Genomic DNA, 15044 nt, shown 5'->3' with positions numbered 1-15044 from the left:
TCGAATAACAATAACAGGACGACACCATGAGTACCTTATACCAAGCTATGGTCGGAGTCATTGAGCGTCATATTACCCCGATGGCCGGTCGCGTCGGCCAGCAAAAACATATTATCGCCATCCGCGACGGCTTTCTCGCCGCACTGCCGTTTATGATCATCGGCTCGTTTATGCTGGTGTTTATTTTCCCGCCCTTTTCTCCCGATACCCAGTGGCGCTTTGCCCGCGGTTGGCTGGATTTTTCCGTGCGCTACCGCGATCGGCTAATGCTGCCGTTCAATCTCAGCATGGGGGTCATGACGTTTTTTATTTCGGTCGGCATCGGCGCCAGCCTCGGCAAACACTATAAGCTTGATCCCATCATGACCGGCCTGCTGTCTTTTATGGCGTTCCTGCTGGTGGCGGCGCCTTATCACGATAAGCAGATATCGGCGGCCTATTTCTCCGGCCAGGGCATTTTTACCGCCATCATTACCGCCATCTACGCCAGCGAGATGTATGCGTGGCTAAAACGCCGCAATGTCACCATCCGCCTGCCGAAGGAGGTGCCGACCGGCGTGGCGCGCTCGTTTGAAGTCCTGATCCCGGTGGTGGTCATTGTCGCCACCCTGCATCCGCTCAACCTGCTGGTGGAGCATTACACCGGCATGATCATCCCCGAAGCCATTATGCAGCTGCTGGCGCCGCTGGTGTCCGCCTCGGACTCGCTGCCCACCATGCTGCTGTCGGTGCTGATCTGCCAGATCCTCTGGTTTGCCGGCATCCACGGCGCGCTGATTGTCACCGGTATCATGAACCCCTTCTGGATGACCAACCTGGCGCTGAACCAAAGCGCCCTGGCCGCGGGCGCCCCTCTGCCGCATATCTACCTGCAGGGGTTTTGGGACCATTACCTGCTGATAGGCGGCGTTGGCTCCACCCTGCCGCTGGCGTTCCTGCTATTGGTCAGCCGCTCGGTCCATCTGCGCACCATCGGCCGCATGGGCGTGGTGCCGAGCTTCTTTAATATCAACGAGCCCATCCTGTTCGGTACGCCGATTATCATGAATCCGGTGATGTTCCTGCCCTTCACCCTGGTGCCGATGATTAACGCCACCTTCGCCTGGACCGCCACCAAACTGGGTTGGGTATCCCAGGTGGTGCAACTGACCCCCTGGACAACGCCCGCGCCTGTCGGTGCGTCCTGGGCCGCCAACTGGACCTTGAGTCCGGTAATCATGTGCCTGTTCTGTATGCTGATGTCGGCGGTGATGTATTACCCGTTCCTGAAGGCCTACGAGCGTACCCTGTTGAGGAAACAAGCAGAAAGCCAAACCGCCGATGCCCGCGTGGCGCTGGGGTCCTGATGTCAAAACCAAATTATGACCTTTCGCGAGACGCTATCGGCAACGGTAGAACCGCGCCCGGCGCGGCGTTCCGCCGACACGAATGGGGGACAACCTGATGCAGTATCAATTTCCGGATGATTTCTGGTGGGGCAGCGCCAGCTCGGCGCCGCAAACCGAGGGTGAGAGCCTTGGCGGCGCAAAGAGTCCAACCGTATGGGATCACTGGTTCGCCCTGCAGCCCGGGCGTTTTTTCCAGCAGGTGGGGCCGCAGGATACCTCGACCTTTTACCGCCACTGGCGGGAAGATATCGCCCTGCTGAAACAAACCGGCCATAACAGCTTTCGCACCTCGATATCCTGGGCGCGGCTGATCCCGGACGGCCGGGGCGATGCTAACCCTCAGGCGGCGGCGTTTTATAACCAGGTGATCGACGAACTGCTGGCCCAGGGCATCACGCCGTTCATTAACCTGTTCCACTTCGACATGCCGATGGCCATGCAGGCCTTGGGCGGCTGGGAAAACCGGCAGGTGGTGGATGCCTATGCCGATTATGCCGCCGTCTGTTTCGAGCTGTTCGGCGATCGGGTCAGGCACTGGTTTACCTTTAACGAGCCGATAGTGCCGGTGGAAGGCGGTTATTTATATGATTTCCATTACCCCAACGTGGTGGATTTTAAACGCGCCGCCACCGTGGCCTACCACACCATGCTGGCGCACGCCTCGGCGGTAAGACATTTTCGCAAGTCCGGCCAGGGTGGTGAAATCGGCATTATCCTGAACCTGACGCCGTCTTATCCCCGTTCGCAGCATCCAGCGGATCTGGCGGCGGCGAACCATGCCGATCTGCTGTTTAACCGCAGCTTTCTCGACCCGGCGCTGCGCGGCCATTACCCTGAGGAACTGATCGCGCTGCTAAAGCGTTACGGTCAGCTGCCGGCCAGCCAACCCGGCGACGACGAACTGCTGTCCGGCGGCATCGTCGACCTGCTCGGCATCAATTATTACCAGCCGCGCCGGGTGCAATGCCGGATTAACCAGGTCAACCCCGACAGCCCGTTTATGCCGGAATGGCTATTTGATCACTACCAGATGCCCGGGCGTAAAATGAATCCGTGGCGCGGCTGGGAAATCTACGAGCGCGGCGTCTACGATATCCTGACCAACCTGCGGGATAATTATCACAATCCGCGCTGCTATATTTCAGAAAACGGCATGGGCGTGGAGGATGAGCTGCGTTTTCTGCGAAACGGCAGCATCGAGGATGACTACCGTATCGATTTTGTCCGCGAACACCTTATCTGGGTTCACCGCGCGCTGGCGGAAGGCAGCCGCTGCCTGGGCTATCATATCTGGACCTTTATCGATAACTGGTCGTGGACCAATGCCTATAAAAACCGCTACGGCCTGGTGCAGCTCGATCTTGCCACACAGCGGCGCACGGTGAAAAAAAGCGGCCGGTGGTTTGCCGACGCGGCGCGCAATCACGGTTTTGACGAAGACGCGCGCTGATGGACAATAAAACCACGATAATGATCCTGCTGGTCATGCGCGGAATTATTTAATGAATGCCTTCTTGGCGCGGGAATTGATTAATGAGATGGTGATCCTTTATCAACGGCAATCTCCACAGCAGGAATATGGCGAACATAAATGATGTCTCCCGTTTGGCCCGGGTATCGAAAGCCACGGTATCCCGCGTGCTCAGCGGCAACCGGGGCGTCAGGGAAGAAAGCCGCCAGGCGGTGCTGAAGGCCGTCCAGGCGCTTAACTACCAGCCCAACCTGATAGCCCAATCGCTAAGCGGCCAATCCACCGGCTGCGTGGGGGTCATCTGCGCGATGGAATCCATGCAGCATGCGGTGAACTACCTGCCGGCGCTGGAAAAACAGTTCCGGCGCCATAACAAACATTTACTGCTGCGCTTTGCCGACAGCGCCGCCGGCGTCGAGAGCGCCATCTCGTCGCTGGGGCGGGGCTTATGCGATGCCATGATCGTTATCGGCGCGCGTTTTGAACTGCCTAAGCTTGACGGCAGCGTTGTGTTAATCGACTGCCTGAACGCGCCGGGCGCCTACAGCATCAGCTTTGATCACGCCTTTGCCGCCGAAACCGCCTGCCAATACCTGATAAGCCATGGGCGCCGTCAACTGGCATTACTGAATTACCCAGACGGCGAGACCGCGGAAAACGTGCTGCACGGTTATCGCCGCGGTCTTGAATACCATCTGGTGCCCTATAACCGCCGCCTGGTCGTCTGTCGCGATCCCTCCCCGCGCGTGGCGCTCCAGGCCCTGGTTAACAGTGGTGCCCGGTTTAACGGGCTATTGGTGATGAACCAGGCCGACGCCCGGGAGGCGATTTCGGTGCTGCACGCCTACCGGCGCGCCGTGCCGGACCAATTGGCGATTATCAGCCTGGACGGCGCCGCGCCGCTGCCCGGCTCCCTGCTGCCGCTGCCGGCCATTGAATACCCTCTGGAAAAACTGGCGGAACAGGCGCTGGAGATGATAACCGGCCACAGCGGCACTGGCCCGCTGGTGATTCGCGGCGATCTGGTGGCCGGGTAACGGGTTCAGCGTACATTGCAACGCCATACCGCGCTAAGAAACGCTTATGCTAATGCCCATCGGACGTCAGGTCAGAATGCGCCGGGACGGAATCGGAACGTCTGGGTAATGCGATCCCATATATCCACCAGTTGGGCGTCGCTGTAGGTGGTGGTTCCTATTCCCCGGTTACTCAGCTTGGCGAAAAGCACCGGATGGTGATAATCCGCCGCTTTCTCGTTAGCGTAAAACGTAAAGCTGTATAAGATATTTTCAGCTTCCGGTTGGTAGGTGACCTGCTTGCCCCTGACCAGCCAGTCTTCGGCATCCATGCCGGCGATATTCCGCTTCCTTTTATAGATGGTATGAATGTTGCCTTCACGCAGCGCGGGCTCAATCTCATCGCCACGCTCAAGCAAACTGTTGCTTTTACCAAGGGTATTGTCGGTGCTTACATAAAAGCCAAAATTATCATTCCTGTAAGCGAAACTGAGGTCTTCTTTGTTTTGTTTGCTGTTATCCCGAATAAAGCCATCCGCGATACAGATGCCCGGTTGAGTGGGGATTTCGTCATCTTTACGTCCGCTCAGGCGGGACAATAAATCCTGCATCTCTGCCAGTTTTTGTGGTTTGGTGTTTGCCTTCGCCACAGGCCTACCGACTTCAGGGCGTAGATAAAATTCACGCTCGCTGGCATAACGCTCGTCGGAATAGTCGGTTATTTCGGTCTGTACGATAAAGGCCACGCCGCCAACGTAAATATGTCCCTCCAGTATCCGCCCCCATCCCGCAGTACTCCCATTTTCATTGCGATCAAATATAATGGCATTGTCACTTAAGCGATAAACCTGCTTTAAGAAAGGGCCATCTATCGAAGCAACGGTGCGCTCATTTTTTAGTGCCTGTTCACGCAATCGAATACGCTGTTCAAAAGCGGGCCGGTACAGGCGCTGACTGTTAATACGGAAATCGTTTAGGAATACGTAATTTTTTTGCTCATTAACATAACTTTCCGGAACGTCGAAAACATAACGCCCAATGCACTGCGGTTTTATCTGGTTAAATAAAGCGTCTGTCACTTTTTTTTCCTCAACGGTGAGCGTCGGCGGGGGCATATCGCGGTGAATAAATGCGTAGCCGCAGATCGAGGCGATCCCCACAGCGGCAAACAGAAGCAGCGTTTTTTTTACCTGCATCGGCATTCTCCACAGGCGGGGATATTTTGCACCATTTTAACGATGGCGCGCAGGGTGAAGTTAAGCGCTACGGCAGTTTCTTCGCCATTCTGGTTATTGCTCGCGTAAGCGCCCTCATGGTCTACATCGACGGCTATCTGACTGCGGATGCCCGGCCAGGAAATATATCCGGATTTTACCGGTACCGTGCCATCGCCGGGGCTTCCCGATGAAACCAGTTTATACTGCCTGTGGTTTTGCCTGTCCTTACGTTCGGTCGGGGGCACGGGGATTTTTATTCTGCTGCCCGACGGATAGGCAATCGCGGGCGCGGGGCCAGGATATTGCCAAGATGCCGGCGATTCCACCTCATCGGGGTAATAGCGGGTCTGTTTCCACATCAGGTATTCATCGGATTTATATTTTTCGGAGGCACCGTAGAAGGCCCAGGTGTTGGGATGATATTTACCATTTAAATTATCTATAAAATCAATAACTTTATCTTTAATTATATCATGATATTTTTTCCACTCATCTTCGGGATTACCACCTGAAATACCGGCTTCATACAGCCGCCACCAGTCCTTTTTATTCTGGTAGATTTCTTTATAAGGATCGGACAGCGGCCTGCTTTCCATTCCATTATCGCCCTGGATTTTCAACCAGCCGGGGCCATAGGCTTTACCGGGTAATAACTGTAGCGGCCCCGGGGACTGCGCCAGTACCGGCATCAACTTTTCCGCGCTATTGCCAATCACATTACCCACCGCGAACGCCTGCTCGCCGACTTTCATGCGGCGGTATGCGGCGGGGGAACCCAGATCGGGCATCACGCCATGAACAATGCCGAGTATATTTTCATTGCCACCCATATTTTCAGAATAATGCCGGGCAACCAACCCGCCCATGGAGTGAGTGACCAGAATGACTTTGTTCACCGCCAGTCTGCCATGGTACGTAATCATGACCTGGTCGATGTAGTCTTCCAGATGCTTTGCCGATTCCACATTGGACTGTAACCAGTTGTAACCGAAGACATGCAGAGGATATAAGAATTCATAGCTGTGCCTGACCTCTGCTTCCGTCAATCCATCCTCTCCCTGCGCGTTTAGCTCCTTGCCAATAAGCAATTTGCGCGAAGTGGGGTAATTTGTTCCATGAACGATATTTTCCGCAAGAACTTTCCAGTCATTAAGCATAAGCTGCAATACATGCAGCGGATAACCATAGCTGGTGAATAGTCCGGCTCCCCAGCCCCGCTCGCTGCGCAATGGGAATACGTTACCTTCCAGACCGTCATAAAGGATTTTGCCACCATCATCCACCTCGGTTGTTTCGGGATTTAATAGTTTTTTCCGCTCTTCCGCGGTTTTCAAAACCCATCCCCAGGCGGTGTCTAGGCTTCCTGGACTATTGCCGAACCATATTGGTTCTTTACCTTTGATATTTCTTAAGTTTGTGCCCATCACTCCCGGCAAAAATATCACCGGGATGACTTTATCGGCGATTTTTACGCAAGCGGCGACGTGGTTGTTCTCTGCCGGCTGAGAGCAAATCCTATAGTACTGACGCCCCTGTTTATCCCATTCAGGCAGATGATAAGTGACATTTTCTTTCTCGGGTTTATCCATATGTTTATTCTTCCTTTATTGTGATTTCATGGCCCAAGTGATAATGGTGATCGAGGTTAATAATTTCACTACCTGAAAACTTTAAGTTGCGAATACGGAACGGCCACTCCATCATAACCAATTGATAAACGATGGATCACGCTAATGCCCTATCGGTTTTACAAGTCATTATTTACATTCAGTAAAATATTAGAAAAACATCATCACTTCTAACATTAAGCCTAGGACCGTTTCTCGTCATCTAAATTTATAAAAATTAGTAATATAATGAAGATTGTATTACTCCTCCCGATTTTCCAGTAATGAATCATACCCGTTGTTTTTTCGACCGCCAAGCAAAAGCGATTTAGCGACGGTTTCCTGAGTAATTTAATTAAGTGCAGTTGCTCAAATATTTTATTTTGATAAATATAAACTACTATTAATAGTAATAGTCCGACGCTGAAGTGATCGCCATCGGGTGGGATTGGATGGTAAGTGAATTCCTATAAATTATATTTTAGCGATAAAATTACCGCTTAGCTTGGTTTTTCGCTCTGTTGGATGCCTAAGCCCAGTGAAAGATCCGCGCCCCCGCTTTCCGTGCCCGCTCCGGTTAAGCTTGCTATGACGCCAACGCCTTCCTCCCTGGCGTATCCTGAGTCGAATAGCGTCATTTGCGCGGAAATTCCGCCCCCGTTACCGCCTGGCACCGGGCATCCCGATCGGAAAATCCTCTACAATGGCCGGCAAAGATGACTGCAGGCATACTCTCGACTCCCTGTCGCCTCGCCGGCGATTGAGGCTTAATGCGCAACGTCGCCTTAAACTATCAAGGCCGGCCGGTTACGGGAAAAGAGCCGATGCAGGTGGTACCGGGCCGTATAGATTGGCCAAGAATAGACTTTCCCGTCCCGCCCCGAGAGGTACGGGAGGCTGAGTTGGTCCATCTCCTGGCCTGGTTTAACCAAAGCCGGACGGCAGGTAATTCAGCCCCATTGCTTCCGGCTACTTTATGCCATTTCTGGTTTGTTATCCTGTACCCTTTTAATGACGGCAACGGCCGTATTCCCAGTGCTTTAACCGATCTGGCCCTGGCGGATAACCAAGCGGTACGGCTGTATGCCAGGTAGACGGCGTTGAAAACGGCTTCGAAGACGCAATCGGCGCATCGTAGTCTCAAAAGCCGTTAAGGCCGGCAAAGCCACGGCAACCCGTCAACTTGCCGAATCGGTGGATAAGGGTCGGCTGAAAAAAGTATCCGCCGGGGATGCAGCGCCCGTTATCAAATCGTTAATAAAAATCGCCAATAATATTTTTATATTTTTTATTAACGCCATATTATCGATCTATTCAGATCGATATTTACATCACCGCTACGGTTGTTTAAAATGCTTGCTCCGCCGCGCGCATAACCTGAAAAGGGATAATCCATTAGCTGATTTTTCCAGCATCACGATAATTATAATGAATTAATCTAACAGGTTGTCCTAACGGACATTATATCAATATCGTCATTACTTAACCAAAATTAATTACATGGAAACGTATAAACAATGAAAATGATTAAACCAATTTTTATTTGTCTGGCGTGTATTCTCTCTCTGGCCGGCTGCGCCCGCACCGCCGCCATCAATAACGTCAACACCTCGCTGACGGCCCAGTATCCGGAAGAACAGCTTAAAACCGCTATTCTGCAGGCCGGTCTGGCGGATAAGTGGATAATGACCCCGGCGCAGCCCGGCGTTATCAACGGCCGCCTGAACCTCCGCACGCATCAGGCGGATATCCGGATCACCTATAACGCCAACGGCTACAAAATCACATATGTTGCCAGCAAGAATCTGCTGGCGGATGGTAAAGGCCAAATCCATCGTAATTACAACAATTGGATAAGCAACCTGGATAGGGATATCCAGTTGAAACTGTCCGCAGCGCATTAGGTCAATATATCGGCTCCCGGGCCGGTATATCACTGGCCCGGCGCCGACGCTATCGGCTTCCACCTTTTTCCATTCATCGTGGCGTGATGTGCCGCGCACCGGCGAATCCTCGCCGGTTCCGCCGAATCGACTCATACAGGTGTATTATCCTGCCGCTGGCGGCCCACGGTTCGCGGCCATTGGCTCGTTTATGCAATGTAAACAAATGTAAACGTAGTCAACATGAATCGGCTATGATAGATCAAGGAGCGAAGAGGTGTTATGCCCGAGAGATTATATGAATGTATCGTTGAATATCCATGACTGGCAGGCCTCGGCGCCAGGTTTGTCCGGGCAGGAGCACTGGCGGCGGTGGAGCGCCGGCGCGGCGCTCATCGCCCGCGACGCGCCGCTGCCGGCCTGTCTGCACCTGCCGATGATGACGGCCAGGCGCCTGAGCGCGGGCAGCCGGCTGGCGGTGGACAACGGCCTGGCGTTATTGCAGCGCCATCAGCCCGATGCGGTGATTTTTACCAGCCGTCACGGCGAGCTGGAGCGCAACCAGCGTATCCTTGAGGCGCTGGCGGGTCTCACGCCGCCATCGCCCACCGACTTTGCCATGTCGGTGCATAACGCCGCCGTCGGCAGCCTGACCATAGTGTCAAAAGCGCCGCTGGTATCAACCTCGCTCTCCGCCGGAGAAGACAGTTTCCAGCAGGGCCTGGTGGAAGCACAGGTATTTTTGCACAGCGGCTATCAGCGGGTGCTGCTGGTGGATTTCGACAATACTATCCCGGCATTTTATCGTCCCCACCTGCCCGGGCAGACCCCAGACTACCCCTACGCGGTGGCGCTGCTGCTGACGGCGGGCGAAACATTGCATTGCCGGTCGCAACGATTGGATGAACCGTCACCCCCGCGCGACCTGCCGCAAAGCCTGGCTTTCCTGCACGGCTGGTTAAGCGGTGAGACAGCATTTAACGTCAGCGGCGAGCGGCTGCGCTGGCACTGGAGTTGTTGATGAATACCCGCGTGGTAACACCCGTCGTCCGCCGGCCCGATAATCACCTTAAATTCGTCTGGCGCATGTTAATGACCGGCGGTTGCTTCGCGTTATTCGGAATCGGCGGATTGCTGCTGACGGCGTGGTTTCATATCCTGTGCCTGCGGCAAAAAAATCCGGCCCGGCGCACCCAGCTCGCGCGCCGGGTGATCTCCTGGAGCTTCCGGTTATTCCTGGCCGTCACGCGCCGGCTGGGGGTGCTTGATTACCACATCCGCGGCGCGCATCTGTTGCGCCAGGATCGCGGCAACCTGGTGTTGGCCAATCATCCGACGCTGCTCGATTACGTACTGCTGGCCTCGGTCATGCCGCAATGCGATTGCGTGGTCAAGCAGGCGCTGCTGGATAATGTGTATGTCAGCGGGGCCATCAGGGCGGCGGATTACCTGATTAACTCGCAGGCGGAAATCTTGCTCGCGGAAAGCGAAAAACGCTTGCGTGCCGGGGACAGCCTGCTGATTTTTCCGGAAGGAACGCGCTCGCCTCATGGCGCGCCGATGAAGTTGCAACGAGGCGCGGCAAACCTGGCGGTGCGCAGCGGATGCGATATTCGCATCGTCCATATCTACTGCAGCCAGCGGTTCCTCAGCAAGGGCAGCAAGTGGTACCAGATCCCGCGCACCAAGCCGCAGTTTACCGTTGAAGTAAAAGCGCGGTTTTCCGCCGGTGATTTTTTTTCCCAGGGAGATCGTTCGCCGGCGCTGGCGGCACGGCGTCTGACCCAGCATTTAGCCGGGGTCCTGGTACCGGAAAATAGTCAATCTTTTGAGATAACGTAATGGAACAGCTTAACCAGGAAATTAAACAGTTGATCATCGATACCCTGAACCTGGAAGGGATCGGCAGGGAAGACATCGACACCGACGCGCCGCTTTTTGGCGACGGATTGGGCTTGGACTCTATCGACGCACTGGAACTGGGACTGGCGGTAAAAAACCGCTATAACGTCATACTTTCGGCGGAAAACCAGGAAATACGCAGGCACTTTTTTTCGGTGGCCACCTTGTCGGCATTTATTCAGTCGCAACGCGCCGCCGGATAAGTTTTAACCCCACTATACGTATAAAAACAGGTTCACAGATGGATAAACACGCAATTTACCAGGATGTGTCGCAACTGCTGACCGCCTTGTTCGATATCGAACCGGCGCTCATCACACCGCAGGCGCGGCTCAACGAGGATTTGGATCTCGACAGCATCGACGCCGTGGATATGGTGGTACACCTGCAGAAAAAAACCGGTCGCAAAATCAAGCCCGAGGCATTTAAATCCGTGCGCACGGTGCAGGATGTGGTGGACGCCGTGGCCGCTCTGCTGGCGGAATAAGCACGTGAATCCCGGGTCTTTGGCAGTCCCGGCCCGCACCCTGGCGCTCAGGGCTGCCCGCCTATTCAGCCTGGCGGTGATTACGCTTTACCCGTTCGCCGTTTGGTATGGGATAACCCACGGGCGGCCCGACCGGGTGGCGCTGGCGTTAGCGGGCATTTTCCTGTTGCGCCTGCTGGTTTTCCGCGGCCTGCTGCCGGCGCTGAACTGGCTGGCGAAAGCGCTGGCGCTGTTCGGCATCCTGTTATGCGCGGCCAGCTGGCTGCTGAAAAGCCATCATTTGCTGCTGTGGTATCCGGTGATGATGAGCGGCCTTATGCTGGCGCTGTTCAGCGCATCGTTGTTTAGCCGGGCCAGCATGGTGGAGCGCCTGGCCCGGCTGCGGGAGCCGTGGCTGTCGCCGCGAGCGATAGCCTATACCCGGCGGGTGACGCAGGCCTGGTGCCTGTTTTTTATTATTAACGGCGGCGCGGCGCTGTTTACCTGCCTGTACGGAGACATGTCCCTATGGGCGCTTTACAACGGCGTCATCAGTTATCTGCTGATGGGGCTGCTGATGGGAACGGAATGGATAATCAGGAAACGGATACAACCCGGCGGCTAGCGCCTTTCGCCGTCATCGCGCCCGCGCGCTGGCTCAGCCTGGAGCGCCCCGACGCCACACCCATCGCCTGGCGGGGAGATTGTTGCCTGGATCTGGGACAGCTGCGCCACGATGTATCGGTATTATGGCATGCCCTGGCCGAGGCCGACGGCGGGCGCTGGGCATTGTGCTTCGATGACGGCTACCGCTTCCTGGTGGCGCTACTCGCGCTTTGGCTCCGGGGTAAAACCCCGGTCATCCCCGGCCATAACAGGCAAACGTTACTGGAAGAACAGCAGGCTTTATTCGACGGCGTTATCAGCGATTTACCGCTTACCCCGGACTGTCCGCTGATCGATCCGCGGCAATATCACCAGCCCGCCTCCCTGCCCCTGCCGCCCCTGGCGGACGACGCCAGGTTGATACTCTTTACCTCAGGCTCCACCGGCCGGCCGAAAGAAGTCATCAAAACGCTGCGCGCCATGGAAACCGAATCCCGCTGGCTGGCGGCGTTGTTGCATGATGGGGCCGGACAGGAGACGCTTGCCGGGTGCCGCGTGGTCTCGAGCGTAACCCACCAGCATTTGTACGGCCTGACCTTCGGCATTTTTTTACCGATAAGCCTGGGGTTGCCTTTTGCCCTGGAAACCACCAGCTACCCCGAACAGTTTATCCGCCAATGCAACCGGCATCCGGTGCTGTTTATCAGCAGTCCGGCCTTCCTGACGCGTATTGACCGCCGGCTGCCCTCACCGCGTTGTATCGGGATATTTTCCGCCGGCGGGCCGCTGCCCTGGTCCGACGCCCGGGCCGCCGGGCAATGGTTGTCGGCCGCGATAACCGATATTTACGGCGCCACTGAAACCGGGGTCCTGGCCTGGCGGCGGCGCCTGCGCGAGACCGATTTATGGCAACCGTTCGGCGGCGTTGAATTTCATACCGCGCAGGGCCGGCTGCGGGTAACATCGGCGCTGATAGCGGAACCCGAGGGACATTTGCTCGACGATCGGCTGGTATTCGGCGAAGATGGCCGTGAGTTTTCCCTGGCGGGACGCGACGATCGGGTGATCAATATCGAAGAAAAACGAGTGTCGCTGACCGAGGTAGAGCTGCGCTTAAAGGCGCTGCCGGACGTCGACGAGGCGGTGGCGTTGCCGCTGACCAAACACGGCCGCCATTGCCTGGGCGCGGTAATCGTGCTGTCAGCGGCGGGCCGCGCGCGTCTTGCCGCAGGTTCCCTGCCGGTGCTGGCGCGGCAATACCGGCGCCGGCTCGGCGCGTGGCTTGAACCGGTGGCTGTGCCGCGGCACTGGCGCGTGGTGGGCGGGATGCCGCGCACGGCGCGGGGCAAATACGACGGGGATAGGCTCAAGGAGTTATTTTTTACCATGCTTCCCACTGAGATTTCCCGCAGGACGCTGGCTGGGAGCCAGGCCGAGCTGCTGTTGCAGCTGGACCCGGCGCTGTTCTGGTTTCGCGGGCACTTTCCCGCGCAGCCGATATTACCGGGCGTGGCGCAGGTGGATTGGGCGCTGCACTACTTCCGGGAACTGCTGGCCCTGGAGCCGCAAGCGCCCGACGCTCGCTTCAGCGGCATCGAGAGCGTTAAGTTCCAGCGGCCGGTCAAGCCGGGTCAAACACTGCGCCTGCACCTGGAATGGCAAGCCCCGCGCCGGTTATTAACGTTTCGCTATACGCTTTGCAACCTGAACCTGACGGACGAGCCCACGGTTAGCAGCGGAAAAATAAAATTATGCCACTGACCGACAATCGCGCCGCCGGGCTGGCGTCCTGTATCGTCATCCCCTGCTTCAACCACGGCGCCATGATCGCCCGGGTACTGGCACGCCTGCGGCCTTTTGGCCTGCACTGCTTTATTATTGACGACGGCAGCGACGCCCCTACCCGGGATACCTTAGAACACCTTTGCGCCGGCCGGTCCGACGTCACCCTGCTGCGCCTGGCTGAAAACCAGGGTAAAGGCCAGGCGGTATTGACCGGGCTGGCCGCGGCGGCGGCGGGGGGTTATACCCATGCGCTGCAGGTGGACGCCGACGGCCAGCATCAGCTGGAGGATATTCCCCTGCTGCTGCGCGCCGCCGCCGGCGCGCCGGATAAGTTGATCTCCGGGCGGCCGCTGTACGATCGCTCGGTGCCGCGCGCCAGGCTGTACGGCCGCTATATTACCCACCTCTGGGTGTGGATCGAAACGCTGTCGCTGTCGCTGCAAGACAGCATGTGCGGTTTTCGCGTCTACCCGATCGCCGCCACCCTGGCGCTGGCGCGGCGGGTCAGGCTTGGCAAGCGCATGGATTTCGACACCGAGGTGATGGTCCGGCTCTACTGGCAGGGCAATGAGAGCCTGTTTGTGCCGACCCGGGTCATTTATCCCGCCGACGGACTGTCGCATTTCGACGGCCTGCGTGATAACTGCCGCATTTCCTGGATGCATACCCGGCTATTTTTCGGCATGCTGCCGCGTATCCCCACCCTCTTGCTGCGCAACCGGCGGCGTCGCCGGCCGCGCCGGCACTGGTCCGGCATGGCCGAGCGGCACGGCGCCCCTGGCATGCGTTTTATGCTGGCCGCCTACCGCCATGGCGGCAGGCGACTGTTTAACGCCCTCCTGTATCCGGTTATCGGTTATTTCTGGCTCACCGGCCGGGTCCAGCGTCGCGCGTCCGAACAATATCTGCAACGGGTGAAACAGACCGCCGCTCTCAAGGGCATCGAATTGCCCCGCCCCCTGTCCAGCTTTCGCCATTTTATGCGCTTCGGCGACGCGATGCTGGATAAGCTGGCCGGCTGGCAAGGCGATATCAGGCTGGGGGAACAGATTGATTTTGCCGCGCAGTCCCCGGCGCAGCCGGATATTGACCGCCAGCGCGGCCTGCTGATCCTGGCATCCCACCTGGGAGATATCGAAGTTTGCCGCGCCCTGGCGCAGGGGAGCGGTCGGGTAAAGATCAACGCGTTGGTATTCAGCGCCCATGCGCAGCGCTTTCAGGCGCTGCTGTCGCAGGTCAACCCGGATGCGGGCATCAACCTGATCCCGGTGACGGATATCGGGCCGGACACCGCCATCCTGCTGCGCCAGAAGCTGGACCTGGGCGAATGGGTGGCGATTGTCGGCGATCGCACCCCGGTACAGGCGCAGCAGCGGGGCGCGGGGCGCCGGGTAGTATGGAGCGACTTCCTCGGCAGGCCCGCGCCGTTCCCCCAGGGCCCGTTTGTGCTGGCGGCGGCTCTGCGCTGCCCGGTGGCCCTGATGTTTGCCCTGAAAGAGCAGGGGAAATTACGCATCTATTACGAACATTTTGCCGACCGGCTTGAGCTGCCGCGTCAACAGCGGCAACAGGCGCTGCAGCAGACCGTCGACCGTTATGCCGGGCGTTTGCAGCACTATTGCCTGCGTTCGCCGCTTGACTGGTTTAATTTCTTTGATTTCTGGCGCTTGCCCGACGAGCAGGCGCCGCCACCCGAGGCCTGA

Annotated in this window: 14 protein-coding genes; 12 read left to right on the top strand and 2 right to left on the bottom strand. The window is 56.9% G+C overall.

Annotated features, from left to right (window positions below; all coding sequences use genetic code 11):
* Positions 1-26: 26 nt before the first annotated feature.
* The 3 genes from GRH90_RS23170 (at position 27) to GRH90_RS23160 (ending at position 3896) form a co-directional block, all read left to right on the top strand.
* Positions 27-1346 carry a PTS sugar transporter subunit IIC gene (locus tag GRH90_RS23170; RefSeq protein WP_162368347.1) on the top strand — a complete coding sequence of 440 codons (1320 nt, stop codon included), beginning with the start codon at positions 27-29 and terminating at the stop codon, positions 1344-1346.
* A gap of 97 nt (positions 1347-1443) precedes the next feature.
* The gene (gene gmuD / locus GRH90_RS23165) at positions 1444-2838 is read left to right on the top strand and encodes a 6-phospho-beta-glucosidase GmuD (protein WP_376766099.1); all 1395 of its coding nucleotides are present in this window, start codon (positions 1444-1446) and stop codon (positions 2836-2838) included.
* Between the two features lie 128 nt (positions 2839-2966).
* On the top strand, positions 2967-3896 hold the full coding sequence (locus tag GRH90_RS23160; protein WP_162368345.1) for a LacI family DNA-binding transcriptional regulator: 930 nt from the start codon (positions 2967-2969) through the stop codon (positions 3894-3896).
* A 71-nt stretch (positions 3897-3967) separates the two neighbouring features.
* Here GRH90_RS23160 and GRH90_RS23155 read toward each other — a convergent pair whose 3' ends face one another.
* Positions 3968-5071: a Tli4 family immunity protein gene (locus tag GRH90_RS23155; protein ID WP_162368344.1), complete on the bottom strand. Its 1104-nt coding sequence runs from the start codon at positions 5069-5071 to the stop codon at positions 3968-3970.
* Positions 5062-6681 (bottom strand): Tle4 family T6SS lipase effector, encoded by a 1620-nt coding sequence (locus GRH90_RS23150; RefSeq protein ID WP_162368343.1) that lies wholly within the window; start codon positions 6679-6681, stop codon positions 5062-5064. The genes GRH90_RS23155 and GRH90_RS23150 overlap by 10 nt, the downstream gene beginning before the upstream one ends.
* Before the next feature lie 788 nt (positions 6682-7469).
* Between GRH90_RS23150 and GRH90_RS26745 the strand changes: the two genes are divergently transcribed.
* From GRH90_RS26745 to GRH90_RS23105, 9 genes are all read left to right on the top strand, one after another.
* Positions 7470-7793 carry a Fic family protein gene (locus GRH90_RS26745; protein WP_162368342.1) on the top strand — a complete coding sequence of 108 codons (324 nt, stop codon included), beginning with the start codon at positions 7470-7472 and terminating at the stop codon, positions 7791-7793.
* Between the two features lie 423 nt (positions 7794-8216).
* Complete coding sequence (locus GRH90_RS26365) at positions 8217-8603, top strand: hypothetical protein (RefSeq protein ID WP_246236208.1); 387 nt, start codon at positions 8217-8219, stop codon at positions 8601-8603.
* Between the two features lie 277 nt (positions 8604-8880).
* The gene (locus tag GRH90_RS23135; protein WP_162368340.1) at positions 8881-9603 is read left to right on the top strand and encodes a beta-ketoacyl synthase chain length factor; all 723 of its coding nucleotides are present in this window, start codon (positions 8881-8883) and stop codon (positions 9601-9603) included.
* Positions 9603-10424 (top strand): lysophospholipid acyltransferase family protein, encoded by an 822-nt coding sequence (locus tag GRH90_RS23130; protein ID WP_162368339.1) that lies wholly within the window; start codon positions 9603-9605, stop codon positions 10422-10424. The genes GRH90_RS23135 and GRH90_RS23130 overlap by 1 nt, the downstream gene beginning before the upstream one ends.
* On the top strand, positions 10424-10687 hold the full coding sequence (locus GRH90_RS23125) for a phosphopantetheine-binding protein (protein ID WP_162368338.1): 264 nt from the start codon (positions 10424-10426) through the stop codon (positions 10685-10687). The genes GRH90_RS23130 and GRH90_RS23125 overlap by 1 nt, the downstream gene beginning before the upstream one ends.
* Positions 10688-10725: 38 nt before the next feature.
* The gene (locus GRH90_RS23120; protein WP_162368337.1) at positions 10726-10971 is read left to right on the top strand and encodes an acyl carrier protein; all 246 of its coding nucleotides are present in this window, start codon (positions 10726-10728) and stop codon (positions 10969-10971) included.
* A 4-nt stretch (positions 10972-10975) separates the two neighbouring features.
* Positions 10976-11575: a COG4648 family protein gene (locus GRH90_RS23115; protein WP_376766098.1), complete on the top strand. Its 600-nt coding sequence runs from the start codon at positions 10976-10978 to the stop codon at positions 11573-11575.
* Positions 11539-13317 carry an ApeI family dehydratase gene (locus GRH90_RS23110; RefSeq protein ID WP_162368336.1) on the top strand — a complete coding sequence of 593 codons (1779 nt, stop codon included), beginning with the start codon at positions 11539-11541 and terminating at the stop codon, positions 13315-13317. Before GRH90_RS23115 ends, GRH90_RS23110 begins: the two co-directional genes overlap by 37 nt.
* Positions 13308-15044: a glycosyltransferase family 2 protein gene (locus GRH90_RS23105; RefSeq protein ID WP_162368335.1), complete on the top strand. Its 1737-nt coding sequence runs from the start codon at positions 13308-13310 to the stop codon at positions 15042-15044. Before GRH90_RS23110 ends, GRH90_RS23105 begins: the two co-directional genes overlap by 10 nt.

The sequence above is a fragment of the Acerihabitans arboris genome, from assembly GCF_010131535.1.
GTDB lineage: Bacteria > Pseudomonadota > Gammaproteobacteria > Enterobacterales > Enterobacteriaceae > Acerihabitans > Acerihabitans arboris.
Note: the sequence above shows the minus strand (reverse complement) of the source record. Positions and strands in the feature narration are given on the sequence as shown.

What these genes read in the sequence shown, in the direction of transcription:
- GRH90_RS23170 (WP_162368347.1), top strand. Translation starts at nt 27, where the DNA reads ATGAGTACCTTATACCAAGCTATGGTCGGAGTCATTGAGCGTCATATT.
- GRH90_RS26365 (WP_246236208.1), top strand. Translation starts at nt 8,217, where the DNA reads ATGAAAATGATTAAACCAATTTTTATTTGTCTGGCGTGTATTCTCTCT.
- GRH90_RS23120 (WP_162368337.1), top strand. Translation starts at nt 10,726, where the DNA reads ATGGATAAACACGCAATTTACCAGGATGTGTCGCAACTGCTGACCGCC.
- gmuD (WP_376766099.1), top strand. Translation starts at nt 1,444, where the DNA reads ATGCAGTATCAATTTCCGGATGATTTCTGGTGGGGCAGCGCCAGCTCG.
- GRH90_RS23130 (WP_162368339.1), top strand. Translation starts at nt 9,603, where the DNA reads ATGAATACCCGCGTGGTAACACCCGTCGTCCGCCGGCCCGATAATCAC.
- GRH90_RS23160 (WP_162368345.1), top strand. Translation starts at nt 2,967, where the DNA reads ATGGCGAACATAAATGATGTCTCCCGTTTGGCCCGGGTATCGAAAGCC.
- GRH90_RS23110 (WP_162368336.1), top strand. Translation starts at nt 11,539, where the DNA reads ATGGATAATCAGGAAACGGATACAACCCGGCGGCTAGCGCCTTTCGCC.
- GRH90_RS23135 (WP_162368340.1), top strand. Translation starts at nt 8,881, where the DNA reads ATGAATGTATCGTTGAATATCCATGACTGGCAGGCCTCGGCGCCAGGT.
- GRH90_RS23150 (WP_162368343.1), bottom strand. Translation starts at nt 6,681, where the DNA reads ATGGATAAACCCGAGAAAGAAAATGTCACTTATCATCTGCCTGAATGG.
- GRH90_RS23155 (WP_162368344.1), bottom strand. Translation starts at nt 5,071, where the DNA reads ATGCAGGTAAAAAAAACGCTGCTTCTGTTTGCCGCTGTGGGGATCGCC.
- GRH90_RS23125 (WP_162368338.1), top strand. Translation starts at nt 10,424, where the DNA reads ATGGAACAGCTTAACCAGGAAATTAAACAGTTGATCATCGATACCCTG.
- GRH90_RS23105 (WP_162368335.1), top strand. Translation starts at nt 13,308, where the DNA reads ATGCCACTGACCGACAATCGCGCCGCCGGGCTGGCGTCCTGTATCGTC.
- GRH90_RS26745 (WP_162368342.1), top strand. Translation starts at nt 7,470, where the DNA reads ATGCGCAACGTCGCCTTAAACTATCAAGGCCGGCCGGTTACGGGAAAA.